Genomic DNA, 14,910 nt, shown 5'->3' on the forward strand with positions numbered 1-14,910 from the left:
TTTACCACCCGATGGCTTGGGGCAGCCAAGTGGCCAACCCGGGGAAAGAGAACACCAGCGCCAGCCCGATCAGCTGCAAGCCGATGAAGGGCAGGACGCCTTTGTAGATGTCCCATGTTTTGACCTGCGGCGGGGCCACGCCCTTGAGAAAGAACAGCGCCCAGCCAAAGGGAGGTGTCAGGAACGAGGTCTGCAGGTTCACCGCCACCAGAATGGCGATCCATGCCATATCGACGCCCGCGTTCATGAAGATCGGCAAAAACAGCGGCAGCGCGATATAGGAAATCTCGATCCATTCCAGAAAGAACCCCAGCACGAACAAAAGCAGCATCAGGAAAAAGATCTGTCCGTTGATCCCGCCCGGCACCATGGAAAAGGCGTCGTGCACGAGGTTTTCGCCACCTAATCCCCTAAACGCAAGGCCAAAGGGCTGCGCGAAGATCAGGATCAAGAAGACCATGGCCGAGGTCACAAAGGCGCCGCGCACCGCGTCACGCATCACCGGAAACGACAGCTTGCCCGACATCGCGGCCAGCACAATCGATCCCAAAGCCCCCATCGACGCCGCTTCGGTCGGGGCGGCGACACCGCCGATGATCGACCCCAACACCGCGACGATCAATGCGATGGGGGGCAAGACGACGCGCAGCAGCTTTTTAGCCAGATCGCCGCCAGACAGGGCCGCGCGTTCCTCGGCGGGAATGGCAGGCAGAGATGCCGGTTTGAAGAACCCAAGGGCGAGGACATAGGCCACAAACAGGCCCGACAGCAGCAGGCCGGGGAACAGGGCTGCGGCAAACAGCGTGCCCACGGATTCCCCCATGATGTCCGCCAGCAGGATCAGCACCAGCGACGGCGGAATAATCTGCCCCAATGTGCCGGATGCGCAAATGACCCCGCAGGCCACGCCCGTGTCATAACCCCGGTTCAGCACCGGACCCAGCGCGATCAGCCCCATGGTGACCACGGTCGCGCCGACCACGCCGGATGCGGCGCCCATCAGAACGCCCACCAGAATGATCGCCAAGGCCATGCCGCCGCGCAGACCGCCCATGGCAAAGCCGATCACGTCCAACAGCTCTTCGGCTATTTTCGATTTCTCCAGCATGATGCCCATGAAGATGAACAAGGGCAGCGCCAGCAGCGTGTAATTGGTGATCACGCCGAAGATACGCGCCGGCAGCAGCGTGAACAGGAAGGGGCCAAAGCCCGCATAGCCGAACACCAGTCCGGTCACGCCCAGACAGACGGCCACGGGAATGCCACCCAGCAGCATCACGAAGAACGCCCCGATCATCACGAGGGCGAGGATTTCAGTAAACGGCATCTTATGTCTCGGATTTGGGGTGTAGAAGCGCCATCAGCGCGTGCCCCGTCATGGCAAGGCATTGCAGCGCAAGCAGAACAAAGGCCACCGGCAGGCAGGCCTTCAGCAGATAGCGGTAGCCCAGACCACCCGGATCGGGGGACCCCTCGTTGATGGAATAGCTCGACTGCACATAGGCGATGCACAGATAGGCGATGATCAGCGACACCGCGCACATCAGCACAGCGCTGGTCAGATCAATGGCCGCCTGCACACGCGGCGAGAACTTGGCGTAGGCAATGTCGACACGGACCTCGCCGCCTTGGTTCAGTCCGTAGGACATGCCGAACAGGGCCGCGACCGCCATCAGGTGCCATTCCGCCTCTTGCAGCGCGACGGAACCATAGGAGAACAGGTAGCGCGACAACACGTTGAACGCCACCAACAGCACAAGGGCGAGGCCGCTCCATGCGGCGACCTCCCCCACGACGCGGACGATGCCATGGGCACCGTCCGTCAGTTTCGCGATCACGGCCATCTTAGGTCGGCAGCCCGTACAGCGGCTTTTCCGACACGGCAGCCCATGCCGCATGTTCGGATTTGAACGCCATGAACGCATCGTGGACTTTCTTGACCTGCTCGTCTTGGGCTGCGAAATCGGCCAGCACAGTGTCGGTCACCGACTTCAGCTCAGCCACGACGTCGTCGGGCAGAACCTGCGCCACGACTTCTTCGTTCTCGACCAGATCCTTCAGTGCTGCGGCGTTGTTGGCCTCGCACCAGGTGTGGCTTTCGAGGTTGCACGCCATCGCGGCGGTTTTCACGATTTCTTGCAGGTCGGCGGGCAGGCTGTCCCACGCTTTGGCGCCGATCAGCAGCTCGGTGACGTTCGACGGCTCGTGCCAGCCGGTTGTGTAGTAGTATTTCGCGGCGTTCTGCAGGCCCAGACGACGGTCCTGATAGGGGCCTACGAATTCTGCGGCATCGATCACGCCACGTTCTAGCGCGGGGAAGATCTCGCCACCCGGCAGCAGTTTCACGTCAACGCCAAGCGCGGCGTAGACCTTGCCCGCCAGACCGGGGATGCGCATTTTCAGGTCTTGGAAGTCGGCCACGGATTCGATGGGGTCGCGGAACCAGCCGGTCATCTGCACGCCGGTGTTGCCCATGGGCAGCGCCTTCAGGCCCAGCGGCTGATACAGCTCGTCCCAAAGCTCCATACCACCACCGTGATAGAGCCATGCGTTCATGCCCTGAAAGTTCATGCCGAAGGGCACCGTGGTGAAATACTGCGCCGCCGGAATCTTGCCCGCCCAGAAATAGGCGTTGGCCGCGTTCATCTCGATCGCGCCGGAGCGGACCGCATCAAAGCCTTCAAGCGCGGGGATCAACTCGCCTGCAGCGAAATGCTGGATCTTAAGACGGCCATCGGACATGGCCTCGACCTTTTTGCAGAAATCCATCGGGCTGCCGGGGCCTTCAACATAGAAGGGCGAGCCGGGGCCGTAGGCGTTGGTCATCTTCCAGTTGAATGTGGATTGAGCGCGGGCAACGGTGGGGGCGGCCAAGGCACCCACAGTGGCGGAGGAGGTGAGGAATGTACGACGGTCCATGTCAGATCCTTGTGAGAAGCGGAGGAGTGTCTCTAGGCTTTCTGCAAAATGGCCGACCCGTCATCTCTTTTGCCGACAATCTTCGGTCTTACATGTCATTTTGTATACAAAATCTAATTCGAGGTAAATTTTGAATACAATTTATGCAGTTTGAAAACGTCGCGAACGGGTTTTGACGCCATTCAGCACCAGATTTGCGGGGGTTCAGCGCACAGGATTTCAGCCGCAGCCCTAAGGATCACCCCGCAGGCAAACCGATTCCCACGCCTCGGATGGACAATTGCGCCCGCGCTGGCGACTGTCCGCCCGTGTACAGGGCGAGGCCACGCATGACCGTTCTATTGATGAACCCCAACAGCAACAGCGACACCACGCGTGCGATGGTCACCATTGCGCAAAACTGTCTGGATGACGTCTGCGGATGGACCGCGCCTGCCGGGCCACGAATGATCACCGACGAGGCCGCCTTGGATGCCCAAGCGCTGGAGGTCGCCCGCGCCGATGTAGGCCAACCCAGCGGTGTCATCGTGTCCGCCTTTGGCGATCCGGGGCGTGAGGCCTTGGCACGCAGGCTCCCCTGCCCTGTCATCGGTATCGGGGCGGCTGCGGCCCGAGCGGCCGCCAAGATCGGCCCGTTTGCGGTGGCGACAACGACACCCGGATTGCGCGCGCGGATAGATGTGCTGATGCAGCAGCATGCCACGACACCTTATATAGGGTGCTTTCTGACTGACGGCGATCCGGAGGCGCTGATGCGCGATGCCAAGCTGCTCGACGCATCGCTGGACGCGGCGGTGGCACAGGCCGCGCAGCGTGGCGCACAGGCCGTCATCATCGGGGGCGGCCCTTTGGGAGAGGCCGCCGAACGCCTGACCCCGCCGCTTGGGGTGACATTGATTTCCCCAATTCGCGAGGCGGCAAAGGCCATGCAAATCGCCCTGACGACTCGTTGACCTAGCAACTCAACGGGGATTCGTGAGGATGGCCGCACAGCTTTCGCTGCGTAATGCGGCACTGCGGCGTTAATCAGCCCGCCGATTGTGCAGCTGCAGAAATGCAAACCGCATATCTATGTTTCTGACACGTTTGAATTCTGGCCAAGCGAAAAAGCCGCTGACCAGAGTTTGGGTATGGAACCACGCTCGTGATCGCCATCACGGGCCAAACATAACAGCGCCGCAACCGGCGCATACCCAACGGAGAGACACCTATGCCCCTGTTTAAAAAGGGACTTACCGCCCTTGCGACAATCGCGGCGCTGGCCTTTACCCCGGCATTTGCCGAAGGCACGCTGCGCATCGGCATGACCGCCGCAGATATCCCGCTGACCACCGGCCAGACCGATCAGGGCGGCGAAGGCATGCGCTTTATCGGCTATACCGTCTACGATTCCCTTATCGAATGGGACCTCACCAGCGCGGACAAGGCATCTGAACTGATCCCCGGACTGGCGACGGAATGGTCCGTGGGTGAGGACGAACTGACATGGACCTTCAAACTGCGTGAAGGCGTGACCTTTCACGACGGCTCGCCGCTGACGGCAGACGTGGTGGTCTGGAACTTCGACAAGCTGCTGGACGAAAGCTCGGAACAATATGACTCGCGGCAAGCCGCGCAGGGCAAATCCCGCATCCCCGCCGTGGCCTCCTACGAGGCGGTGGACGATCTGACCCTGACCATCACCACAAAAGAGCCCGACGCCACCCTGCCCTATCAGCTGGCGTGGATCCTGATGTCGTCCAAGGCAAACTGGGAAGCGCTGGACAAGGATTGGGAACAGGTCGCCATGTCCCCCTCGGGCACCGGCCCGTGGAAGCTGACCGAATTTGTCCCCCGTGAACGCGCGGTTCTGGAACCCTTTGCCGAGTATTGGGACGACAGCCGCGTGCCGCAGTTGGACGAGTTGGTGCTGATCCCCCTGCCCGAGCCGAACGCCCGCGCCGCGGCGCTGATGTCCGGTCAGGTCGACTGGATCGAGGCCCCCGCCCCTGACACCATCCCCGCGATGGAGGCCAATGGCTTCAAGATCTCCTCGAACGCCTACCCGCACAACTGGACATGGCACCTGAACCGCCGCGAAGGGTCCCCGTGGAACGATATCCGCGTGCGCAAAGCCGCCAACATGGCCATCGACCGCGAGGCGATGATGCCGCTTCTGGGCGGGCTGATGATCCCGGCCAAGGGCTTCCTGCCGCCGTCGTCGAACTGGTTCGGCACACCGGATTTCGATCCCTCCTATGATCTCGATGCCGCCAAGGCGCTGATGGAAGAGGCAGGCTTTGGCCCCGAGAACCGGCTTGAGGTAAAGGCGCTGATTTCGCCCTCCGGCTCTGGCCAGATGCTGCCCTTGCCGATGAACGAATTCGTGCAGCAAAGCCTTGCCGAAATCTGGATCGACGTCGAATTCTCGGTCGTGGAATGGAACCAGATGATCAACCTGTGGCGGGCAGGTGCCGGTGACGAAGCGGTGGACGGCGCGCAGTCGATCAACTTCACCTACTTCATTCAGGACCCGTTCACCGGCCTGATCCGTCACCTCGATTGCAACCTGATCGCACCCAACGGCACCAACTGGGGCCATTACTGTGACGAGGAAATGCAAGCGCTGTTCGAAGAGATCAAGACCACCTTCGATCCCGAAGCCCAACAGGCCGTGCTGCAGAAAACCCACGAGAAATACGTCAACGACGCGCTGTTCTTGTTCGTGACACATGACGTGGCACCGCGCGCCCTGTCGCCCAAGGTCGAAGGATTTGTTCAGGCGCAGAACTGGTACCAGAACTTCTCGTCGATCACGATGGCCGACTGATCCGGCCACCTCCGCGGGCGGGCGATCTGCCCGCGGAGCTCCTGCGACCCTGCAACCCGAAGGTCAGACCCTTGCTTACCTATTTAATTCGCCGCCTCATCCTTGTGCTGCCTGTGGCTTTTGGCGTGTCGGTCATCTGTTTCCTGCTGGTCCAGATCGCCCCCGGCGATCCGTTGACCGCCATCATGCCCGTTGATGCCACCGCCGAAGAACAAGCCGCCATGCGCGCGGCCTACGGTTTGGACAAACCGCTGCCGGTTCAATACGCCATCTGGATCGGCAACCTGCTTCAGGGGGACATGGGCCGGTCCATCGCCACAGGCCGCCCCGTCGCGGGCGAAGTCTTTGGAGCGGTCCAGAACTCGCTTTTGCTGGCTGTCACGGCGGCTGTGATCGCCTTTCCCATCGGGACCGCGCTTGGCTTTTTGGCGGGGTACTTCCGCGACACATGGATCGACCGCACGGTGACCGCGATCTCGATCGCCGGTGTGTCGGTCCCCAATTACTGGCTGGGCATCGTGCTGGTCATCATCTTTTCCGTGAACCTTGGCTGGCTGCCGTCCATGGGGGCCGGGCCCGGCGGGTCATCGGAATGGCAATGGAACTGGGAGCACATGCGCCACCTGATCCTGCCTGCCGTTACCCTTGCCGTGGTGCCCATCGGGATCGTATCGCGCACCGTGCGCGCACTGGCCGGTGATATCCTGTCACAGGATTTTGTCGACGCCCTGTATGCCAAGGGTATGAGCCGCGCCGATGTGCTGCGCCACGTGGCCCGCAACGCCGCCGCCACCGCCCTGTCGGTGATGGGGCTGCAGCTGGGCTACCTGCTGGGCGGGTCCATCCTGATTGAAACCGTGTTCAACTGGCCGGGGTCCGGGTTCTTGCTGTCGAACGCCATCTTCCAGCGGGATCTGCCGCTGCTGCAAGGCACGATCCTTGTGCTTGCGCTGTTCTTTGTCGCCATGAACCTGATTGTCGACGTGGCCCAAGCCGCCATCGACCCCCGCATTCAAAGGACCTGATCATGGCCATGACAGACACACCTGCCACCGCCGCCATTGCTGCACCTGCCACAGAGAAGCCCCAAGGGTACTGGGCCGGCGTGGGCGCACGGCTGGTCCGTGACCCGCTGACGATGATCTGTGCGGGGGTGATCCTTGCGCTGATCCTTGCGGCGATCTTTGCCCCGTGGCTGGGGCTGGCCGATCCTTACAAAGGGTCGATGATCGCGCGGCTGAAACCCTTGGGCACCGAAGGCCACATCCTCGGCACCGATGAACAGGGGCGCGATATGCTGGCCCGCCTGATCTATGGCGGGCGGCTGACGCTGTTCATCGGGCTGATGCCTGTGGTGCTGGCCTTTTTCATAGGCTCGGCTTTGGGGATCACCGCCGGTTATGTCGGCGGGCTGACCAACACGATCATCATGCGCACGGTCGATGTGTTCTTTGCCTTTCCGTCTGTGCTGCTCGCGATTGCCATCTCGGGCGCTTTGGGCGCGGGGATCACCAACAGTCTTGTGTCGCTGACCATCGTGTTTGTGCCGCCCATCACCCGCGTGGCCGAGGCGGTGACATCGGGCGTGCGCGCCCTGGATTACATTGATGCTGCCCGCGCCACAGGGGCCAGTGCGTGGACCGTGATCCGCGTGCATGTCATAGGCAACGTCCTGTCGCCGATCTTTGTCTATGCCACCTCGCTGACCAGCGTGTGCATGATCCTTGCGGCGGGGTTGTCGTTTCTGGGCATCGGCGTGCGCCCACCAGAGCCGGAATGGGGTTTGATGCTCAACACCCTGCGCTCTGCGATCTACGTCAATCCATGGCTGTCCGCCCTGCCCGGCGTCATGATCTTTATTACTTCGCTGTGTCTCAATCTGCTCAGCGATGGCCTGAGGAGTGCCATGAATGTCCGCGACTGAAACCTACACCCCCAGCCCCGACACCGGCGGACCGGCGCAACCCTTGTTGATCGTGCGCGAATTGCAAAAGCACTTTCCGGTGCGCGGCGGGCTGCTGGGCCGCACGCAGGCGCAAGTGCAGGCCGTGGATGGCGTGTCCTTCGCGGTCAAAAAGGGCGAAACCCTTGGCATCGTGGGCGAAAGCGGCTGCGGCAAATCCACCACCGCCAAGCTGCTGATCGGCCTGACCGAAAAGGACAAGGGCGACATCATTTTCGACGGGCACGCCTTGGGTGAACGGCTGTCGCTGAAGGATCTGCGCCGCAGCGTCCAGATGGTGTTCCAAGACAGCTATGCCACGCTGAACCCGCGCCTCACGATCCTTGATTCCGTGGCCTTTGGTGCCGAGGTGCAGGGGCTGGACAAGCCGCAAGATCTGGCCCGCGCCATGCTGGACCGCGTCGGTCTGGACCCCAACCGCTTTGCCCACCGCTACCCGCACGAGCTGTCCGGCGGCCAGCGGCAACGGGTCAACATTGCCCGCGCGCTTGCCATGTCGCCGCGACTTGTGGTCCTCGACGAGGCCGTCTCCGCGCTGGACAAATCGGTCGAGGCGCAGGTGCTGAACCTGCTCAGCGATCTGCGGGCGGAATTCGGGCTGACCTATATCTTTATCTCTCACGACCTGAACGTTGTGCGCTATATCTCTGACCGCATTCTGGTCATGTATCTGGGGGAGGTGGTCGAGGTCGCGCCGGTGGACAGCATCTGGCAGGCGCAGGCGCATCCCTATACCCGTTCGCTGTTTTCCGCGATGCCCTCGATGGACCCGGACAACCGCACCAAGGAGCCGCCCTTGGTCGGCGATCCGCCAAACCCGATCAACCCGCCCAAGGGCTGCCGTTTTCACACCCGCTGCCGCTTTGCCGCCGAGGTCTGCAAAGGCCGCGCGCCGACGCTGGCGGGATTGCGCGACAATGCCGATCATCTGGTCGCCTGCCATCTGCATGACGCAGGCTCTGGCCATCCCAAAGGCGGACAGGGGGTGCCGCAATGACACTGACACGCCCCCAACAACCCCGCAGCGCCCCTTTCTGGACGGCCTCCGCCACTGAGACCAAGGACGCCACATGACCAAACTTCTCGAAATTGATGATCTGAGCGTGCGCTTTTCCGGCAAACGCACAGTGCATGCGATCAACAACGTGTCCTTGTCGATGGAACAGGGCGAAACGCTGGCCTTGCTGGGCGAAAGCGGCTCTGGCAAATCGGTGACGCTCAAGACGCTGCTGGGGCTTTTGCCCCCCAAACGCAGCACGGTGGAGGGCAGCATAAAGGTCAACGGCACCGATGTTTTGTCCCTGTCGGGCAAGGCGCTGCGCCGCTATCGCGGGGCGGAGGTGTCGATGGTATTCCAGGAACCGGCGCTGGCGCTGGACCCGGTCTATACCGTGGGTCACCAGATTGCAGAGTCGGTGATGCGCCACAAAGGCCTGAGCAAGGACGAGGCCATGTCCGTCGCCTTGGAGATGCTCGACCGTGTGCGCATCCCGTCGGCCAATCGCAGGCTGCACAATTATCCGCACGAGCTGTCCGGCGGCATGCGCCAACGGGTGATGATCGCGCTGGCCTTGGCCTGTCGCCCCCGTCTGTTGCTGGCGGATGAACCCACGACCGCACTGGATGCCACGGTCCAGATCCAGATCCTGTTGCTGCTGCGCGAGCTGCAAAAGGAATTCGGCATGGGCGTGATCTTTGTCACCCATGACATTGGCGTGGCGGTGGAAATCTCCGAACGGGTGGCGGTCATGTATGCCGGCCAGATCATCGAAGAAGGCACCACCCGCGAAATCATCCGCGATGCGCGGCACCCCTATACCCAAGGGTTGCTGGCGGCGAACCTGCACGATGTGGAACGCGGGGCGCGGCTAAACGCCATTCCCGGCGCGCCTCCCGCGCTGGAGACCAAGCCCGACGCCTGCCCCTTTGCGCCCCGCTGCCCCAAGGTGATGCCCGCCTGCCGTACCGCCTTGCCCCCGGTCGCCACCCCCGCCGCACGTCGTCGCGTGGCCTGTCTGCTGGAAACCGCCCCTATGGCGGCCGAATAAATCGAGACGCCTATGTTATTGGACAAAGACCCCTACCGCTGTTTCATGCCCTACTCGCCCGTCGCCGTGCCCAATGGCCAAGGGCCGCTCGACGGGCTGACCCTCGGGGTGAAGGATCTCTATGATGTCGTGGGCTATCGCACCGGTTCGGGCTGCCCCATCGCGCTGGCCATGAGCGAGGTCGCGACCACGACCGCCCCTGCGGTGCAGAAACTGCTCGACGCAGGCGCGCGCTTTGTCGGCAAGACCCACACGGACGAGCTTGCGTGGTCGATGTACGGGATGAACGCGCATTTCGGCACGCCGGTGAACCCTGCCGCGCCGGATCGCATTCCCGGCGGGTCGTCGTCGGGATCGGCGGTGGCTGTGGCTGCGGGCCTGTGCGACATCGCTTTGGGCACTGATACCGGCGGGTCCGTGCGCGCCCCGGCCAGCTTTTGCCGGATCTGGGGCATCCGCCCGACCCATGGGCGCATTTCATTGGACGGGGTACAGCCGTTGGGTCGCAGCTACGACACCGCCGGTGTCTTTGCGCGCGATGCGGGCACGCTTTTGCGGGCCATGTCCGTTTTGTTGGACGATGATGGTCCCACGCTCGACACCCCGCGCATGATGCGCCCTGTGCAGATGTGGGACGACGTCGGCGAAGCACAGCGCGCGGTGCTGGAGGGTGCATTTGTCGACATCCCGCACCAGCCTTTGGACAACCTGTATCCCGACGGGATCGACGCCCTGTACGAGACATTCCTGACCACCATGAGCGCCGATGCCAAACGCGATATCGTGCCCTTTATCCGTGCCTCTGGCATGCCGACGGTGCGCGGCATCGACGGGCGGGCCGCTGCCGCCGAAGCGTTGACAGACGAACAAGCCGCTATTGGGCGGGCCGCCCGCGATACGTTCCGCGCACATGTCGATGCCCTGTTAGGGGCAGATGGCGTGTTGATGGCACCGGTCAGCCATGATGCGCCATTCCGCCTTGATGCGCCGGAGAGCGTTTTTGACAGCTACCGCCACCACGCCATGCGCCTGCTGTGCGTGGCGGGCCTTGCCGGTCTGCCGCAGGTGGTGATGCCGGCGGGGGATGTGGATGGCGCGCCCTATGGCGTGTCGCTGATCGGCCCGCGCGGATCGGACCTTTCATTAATACGGCTGGCGCACTCACTGTCAGCCTACACCAAACAGGAGATCCCCGCATGAGCTGCCCCGTAGAGACCCGCCTGACCGAGATGGGGTTGGCCCTGCCGCCCTCTGCCCCGTCGCGGGCACTGTTCCTTCCCGGCAAAGTCACCGGCAATCTGTTGTACCTGTCCGGCCAGATTTGCGAATGGGAAGGGGTGCCGCAGTATTTCGGGCCCGCAGGCGAGGGTCTGGATATGGAGATGGCGCAGAAGGCCGCACAGATGTGCGCGCTGAACATGCTGTTCTGCATCAAACAGATCACCGGCAGTCTCGACAGCGTGGCCAGCGTCGTCCGCTTGGGTGGCTTCGTCGCGGCAGAGCCCACCTTTGGCAAAGGTCCAGCCGTGGTCAACGGCGCCTCGCAACTGTTCATCGATCTGTATGGCGAGGCCGGGCGCCACGCCCGCACCGCCGTCAATGTGGCCTCGTTGCCGGAATGCGCTTTGGTCGAGGTCGACGCCGTGGTCGAACTGCACTGACCCCCACGGGACGTGATCGCCTTAGAATTTGGCGATCACGTTCACAAAGGCCCCTTTGTCGTCATAGGTCAGATCCGTCAGGTCGTCGGAAAAGCTGCCAAAGTTGTAGCCCACGCCCAGTTTGAACGTGTTGCCAAAGTGGCGGTACACCGCGCCCACGGCCGAGGTCTCTGATATCTCGGCCTGCTTGGCCTCCAGATGCCGGGCCTCCAGCAGGACATCCCAGTTGTGGACCGCGTGCCAGCGCAGGTTGCCCACCGCCAGCCACGCATCATTGCGCGCGAAGTCGACGCTTTCATCGGGGCTGCTGCGTGACCAACGGCCACCGAATTTGCCGCCCACCGACCAGCGCTGCGTCAGGTCATATTCCGCATCCACGCTGAGAACATGGCTTTCCTGACGGGGGCCGTATTGGTCTGTGCCGTCGATTTCCTGACCGATGCTGTCGTACAGGTACCGGTAGCGGAACAGCAGGTTGAACCGGTCGTCCCAGATCGGACGGATCGCATAGCCCAGCGAGCTTTCGATATAGGTGCCAGACTCCAGCGAGGCAGAGTTTGCATCAATGTCGGAATAATCGAGGTTGAACAGCAACCTGCGTTCCTCATCGATCTTGTAGGTCGCGCTGGCCGCCAGCAGCAGCGAATCAAGGTCACGGTCCGTGCCCGACAGCGTGCCCCGATCCACACGGTATTCCAGACGCGCCCGCGCCTGCAGACCCGCTCCGTCATCATGGCGAAAGCCCACCGACACCCCGTTGCGGTCGTAATCGTCGTCAAAAGCGCTGTCGTTCACGCGTCCGGTTTCCAGCCCGGCGAACAGAACGGTTTGCTCACTCGCGCGGTATTCCACGCCATAGGCACTGGTCAGCGCATGATGGCGGCCAAACAGATCGTAGGTGTTCTCACCAAAATAGGTCACATCCTCATTGACCTGCTTCTGGCCACCGACAACAAAGGTGCCCCTATCCTCGCCACGCAGGGTCACGCCGCTGAAATCTCGCCCCGGCTGCAAACGGTAGCCCAGATAGACGTTGTCGCTGCCCTCGCCCTGACGGGTGAACAACAGCGCCCCGCCCGTGCCCTGACTGCCATCGGACAGCTCGCCCTCGACCGTCCAGTTCTCGGTGAAACGGTAGCTGATGCCCGCGCCGATACGGTCGTTGTTTTCGATGTCGCCGGACTGTTGCAGCGTGGCTTGGCCAAACAGGTAATAGCTGAGATCCTCGCGCGGGGCGAAGGTGATGCGCACCGCCGCATCCGTGCGTTCGCCTGTGTCGTCGCTGGACAGGCTCGGATTCTCGACATCCAGATGTTCAACACCGAAGCTGAGCGTTGTCTTAGCCGACAGCATCAGATCCAACTCGGCGCCGCCCTCGCGAATGGCCTTCCCAGAGGTGTCGTGGGCGTCGTCGTAATACAGGCGCAGTGCCACACCCTCACGCGGGGTGAATTGCGCGGACAGACCCCACAGCTCTTCGTCCTCGTCGATCTGGTAATCGAGCGACGAAAACCCGGCCTCGCGGCGTTCGTAGTAACCGGCAATAGACCCGTCCAACCCGAGCCCGAGATCGGCAAAATCTGCATGGCCTTGTGCGGCCCATGCCTCGCCCGTGCCATCGCTGCCTGCCTCGGTGGTGACGATCAGGCCCCCGTTGGACGAATAGGACGACCCGAACCCCGGCCCATCGGTGCGCGCGTGTTCCAGATCAAGATAGGTGTTTTCCGTCCGTTGCAGGCGCAGGTCCACACCGCTGGCGGTGTGATCGGCAAAGCCCGTGCGGTCCACAGTACGCGTGGCCCCCACACGAATGCCATCGCTGACCCATGCCTCGACCCGGCCACCAAAGTTGGTGCCATCCACGTCACCGGCGACAGGGGTGTATTCGTATTGCACCACCAGATCGACGTCATAGTCCCCGCCCGGATCGGTGACGACGGTGCCCCTGCCCGTCGACCCTGTCAGCGGCGCGTTCAACAGCACTGACCCTTGCGTGTAGTTGATGGTGTAATCGCGCCCTTCGACCAGGCGGGTGGTCGAAATCACCCGGTCGGTGTCCGTGTCGCGCAGTTGCACAGTGACCGTTTCCGACCCGATCGACAGATCCGCATTCTGCAAGAAATACACAGAACCGCCGGTGCCGCGAAACACCTCGCGCCCCGGAAGGCTGTCCGGCGTGGCGGCGAAGGCCTCCACCGACAGGCGCGGCTGCCCGTGCGAGGTCTGCGCCGGACTGCGGTACACCCCTTGCGCGCCGTACAACTCGCGTTCGTTGCGCAGGTAGTAGGTCCCGTCGATGGAGGTCTTGAAGTTGCCCCACATCAGGTGACTGCCGTCCCGTTCCGCCCGCAGATAGAATTTCCCGTCCGACGGGGTGTCATCCTCGATCACGGAATCGTCGCCGTAGGTCGGGTAAGCCGTGTCGCGGCTCATCCGCAACAGGGTGCTATAGGGATCCTTTTTGTCGAAATCGTCAAAGATCTCGTCCAGATCGGTCTCGTTCGTGTCGACGGAGGCGGTGATCGTCCAGCCGCCGCGCACTTTGCCCTTGGCGTAGCCTGCGATCCGCCCATGAGAGTAGCTGTCGGGCAGCGACGCCCCGTTTGCACCCGTCGGATCACCGAACCGGCGGCCAAAGGTCAGATCAACCGTGCCAGTGTAGAACCAGTCGCTGGCGGGCACCGTGATATCACGCTCCAGATCGAGCGAGCGATTGACGCCATTGACCTGCACCTGCACCGGATGATCCCCGGGCGGCAGAATCCGCTGGATCACAAAGCGCCCGTCCGGATCCGGGCGCAGGGTTTCGCCAAGCGTCTGGATGCGCGCCCCGTCGGGCACGTTGTCGCCACGCACGGTCACCGCGCCCCCATGCACCGGAATGCGCGTCCGCGCCAGCGTGCTGGTGCCTTCCTCGACCGCAAGATCCCCCAGACGCGCAAGCCCCGCCTCATCCGCGCGCAGCGGGATCGAGGCGGTTTCGTCATAGCGGCCGCGCGCGTCATAGACCCGGTGCGACAGCACCAGATCAACGCTGTCGCTCGGCACTGTGACCTCGGCCGTGCCATTCGGCGCAATCGGCACCACGCTGATGGTGCGCGGCCCGCCCCGCGCGCCGAGATCAATCACGCGCAGGTCCGCACGGCGCACAAACGCGGGGTAGTTCATCTGGCTTTGCACCTGCACCGTCTGGCCCGCGCGGATCGGGCCTTCGGTCAGAACCAGCGCATCAAGACGCCGCTTCACGTCCAGCCCGTCAAAGCTGACCGCGATGTCAGACGCCGCAAGCTGCCAGTCCACAGGCTGTGGCAAAGCTGTCGCCACCTCCGGGCTGGGGGCCGCGACGCCGGTGAAATCCTCGGACACGCGCGCAAGCCCGTCGCCTGCATCCACAGAGATCACAAACCCCGTTCCCGTGGCGATAACATCCTGCGCGGCCCCTTGGCCGGACAGAACGCCGAGAACCAGCGCCGTGGCGGCGGTGCGGTATAGATGGTGCATAACAGGCAT

The 14,910-nt window shown here is 62.8% G+C and carries 12 protein-coding genes; 8 read left to right on the forward strand and 4 right to left on the reverse strand.

Annotated features, from left to right (window positions below):
* Window position 1: 1 nt before the first annotated feature.
* The 3 genes from ACN5AZ_RS16140 to ACN5AZ_RS16150 are packed head-to-tail and all read right to left on the reverse strand — an operon-like array spanning window position 2 to window position 2,919.
* Entirely contained in the window at window positions 2-1,327 is a 1,326-nt protein-coding gene (locus tag ACN5AZ_RS16140; protein ID WP_419429936.1) for a TRAP transporter large permease, read from the reverse strand.
* A gap of 1 nt (window position 1,328) precedes the next feature.
* On the reverse strand, window positions 1,329-1,844 hold the full coding sequence (locus ACN5AZ_RS16145) for a TRAP transporter small permease subunit (RefSeq protein WP_419429937.1): 516 nt from the start codon (window positions 1,842-1,844) through the stop codon (window positions 1,329-1,331).
* 1 nt (window position 1,845) lies between these two features.
* Window positions 1,846-2,919 carry a TRAP transporter substrate-binding protein gene (locus tag ACN5AZ_RS16150; RefSeq protein WP_419429938.1) on the reverse strand — a complete coding sequence of 358 codons (1,074 nt, stop codon included), beginning with the start codon at window positions 2,917-2,919 and terminating at the stop codon, window positions 1,846-1,848.
* Window positions 2,920-3,248: 329 nt separating this feature from the next.
* On the opposite strand from ACN5AZ_RS16150, the gene ACN5AZ_RS16155 reads away from it, so the two are divergent.
* The 8 genes from ACN5AZ_RS16155 (at window position 3,249) to ACN5AZ_RS16190 (ending at window position 11,400) form a co-directional block, all read left to right on the forward strand.
* On the forward strand, window positions 3,249-3,872 hold the full coding sequence (locus tag ACN5AZ_RS16155) for an aspartate/glutamate racemase family protein (protein WP_419429939.1): 624 nt from the start codon (window positions 3,249-3,251) through the stop codon (window positions 3,870-3,872).
* A 257-nt stretch (window positions 3,873-4,129) separates the two neighbouring features.
* Complete coding sequence (locus ACN5AZ_RS16160; protein WP_419429940.1) at window positions 4,130-5,728, forward strand: ABC transporter substrate-binding protein; 1,599 nt, start codon at window positions 4,130-4,132, stop codon at window positions 5,726-5,728.
* A 71-nt stretch (window positions 5,729-5,799) separates the two neighbouring features.
* A complete protein-coding gene (locus ACN5AZ_RS16165) occupies window positions 5,800-6,753 on the forward strand; it encodes an ABC transporter permease (protein ID WP_419429941.1) in 954 nt (317 codons plus the stop codon).
* Window positions 6,754-6,755: 2 nt separating this feature from the next.
* Window positions 6,756-7,652, forward strand: coding sequence for an ABC transporter permease (locus tag ACN5AZ_RS16170; protein ID WP_419429942.1), 897 nt, complete (start codon window positions 6,756-6,758; stop codon window positions 7,650-7,652).
* Entirely contained in the window at window positions 7,639-8,688 is a 1,050-nt protein-coding gene (locus ACN5AZ_RS16175) for an ABC transporter ATP-binding protein (protein WP_419429943.1), read from the forward strand. Before ACN5AZ_RS16170 ends, ACN5AZ_RS16175 begins: the two co-directional genes overlap by 14 nt.
* A gap of 73 nt (window positions 8,689-8,761) precedes the next feature.
* Complete coding sequence (locus ACN5AZ_RS16180) at window positions 8,762-9,739, forward strand: ABC transporter ATP-binding protein (RefSeq protein ID WP_419429944.1); 978 nt, start codon at window positions 8,762-8,764, stop codon at window positions 9,737-9,739.
* A gap of 12 nt (window positions 9,740-9,751) precedes the next feature.
* Window positions 9,752-10,939 carry an amidase gene (locus tag ACN5AZ_RS16185; RefSeq protein ID WP_419429945.1) on the forward strand — a complete coding sequence of 396 codons (1,188 nt, stop codon included), beginning with the start codon at window positions 9,752-9,754 and terminating at the stop codon, window positions 10,937-10,939.
* The gene (locus ACN5AZ_RS16190; protein ID WP_419429946.1) at window positions 10,936-11,400 is read left to right on the forward strand and encodes a RidA family protein; all 465 of its coding nucleotides are present in this window, start codon (window positions 10,936-10,938) and stop codon (window positions 11,398-11,400) included. Before ACN5AZ_RS16185 ends, ACN5AZ_RS16190 begins: the two co-directional genes overlap by 4 nt.
* A gap of 21 nt (window positions 11,401-11,421) precedes the next feature.
* Here the strand turns inward: ACN5AZ_RS16190 and ACN5AZ_RS16195 are convergent, their stop codons facing one another.
* Window positions 11,422-14,901, reverse strand: coding sequence for a hypothetical protein (locus ACN5AZ_RS16195; protein ID WP_419429947.1), 3,480 nt, complete (start codon window positions 14,899-14,901; stop codon window positions 11,422-11,424).
* Window positions 14,902-14,910: the final 9 nt, after the last annotated feature.

The sequence above is a fragment of the Sagittula sp. SSi028 genome, from assembly GCF_048553715.1.
Lineage (GTDB): Bacteria > Pseudomonadota > Alphaproteobacteria > Rhodobacterales > Rhodobacteraceae > Sagittula.

Coding starts and splice junctions, on each gene's coding strand:
- ACN5AZ_RS16140 (WP_419429936.1), bottom strand. CDS start 1,327: ATGCCGTTTACTGAAATCCTCGCCCTCGTGATGATCGGGGCGTTCTTC.
- ACN5AZ_RS16170 (WP_419429942.1), top strand. CDS start 6,756: ATGGCCATGACAGACACACCTGCCACCGCCGCCATTGCTGCACCTGCC.
- ACN5AZ_RS16160 (WP_419429940.1), top strand. CDS start 4,130: ATGCCCCTGTTTAAAAAGGGACTTACCGCCCTTGCGACAATCGCGGCG.
- ACN5AZ_RS16175 (WP_419429943.1), top strand. CDS start 7,639: ATGTCCGCGACTGAAACCTACACCCCCAGCCCCGACACCGGCGGACCG.
- ACN5AZ_RS16195 (WP_419429947.1), bottom strand. CDS start 14,901: ATGCACCATCTATACCGCACCGCCGCCACGGCGCTGGTTCTCGGCGTT.
- ACN5AZ_RS16185 (WP_419429945.1), top strand. CDS start 9,752: ATGTTATTGGACAAAGACCCCTACCGCTGTTTCATGCCCTACTCGCCC.
- ACN5AZ_RS16190 (WP_419429946.1), top strand. CDS start 10,936: ATGAGCTGCCCCGTAGAGACCCGCCTGACCGAGATGGGGTTGGCCCTG.
- ACN5AZ_RS16145 (WP_419429937.1), bottom strand. CDS start 1,844: ATGGCCGTGATCGCGAAACTGACGGACGGTGCCCATGGCATCGTCCGC.
- ACN5AZ_RS16155 (WP_419429939.1), top strand. CDS start 3,249: ATGACCGTTCTATTGATGAACCCCAACAGCAACAGCGACACCACGCGT.
- ACN5AZ_RS16150 (WP_419429938.1), bottom strand. CDS start 2,919: ATGGACCGTCGTACATTCCTCACCTCCTCCGCCACTGTGGGTGCCTTG.
- ACN5AZ_RS16180 (WP_419429944.1), top strand. CDS start 8,762: ATGACCAAACTTCTCGAAATTGATGATCTGAGCGTGCGCTTTTCCGGC.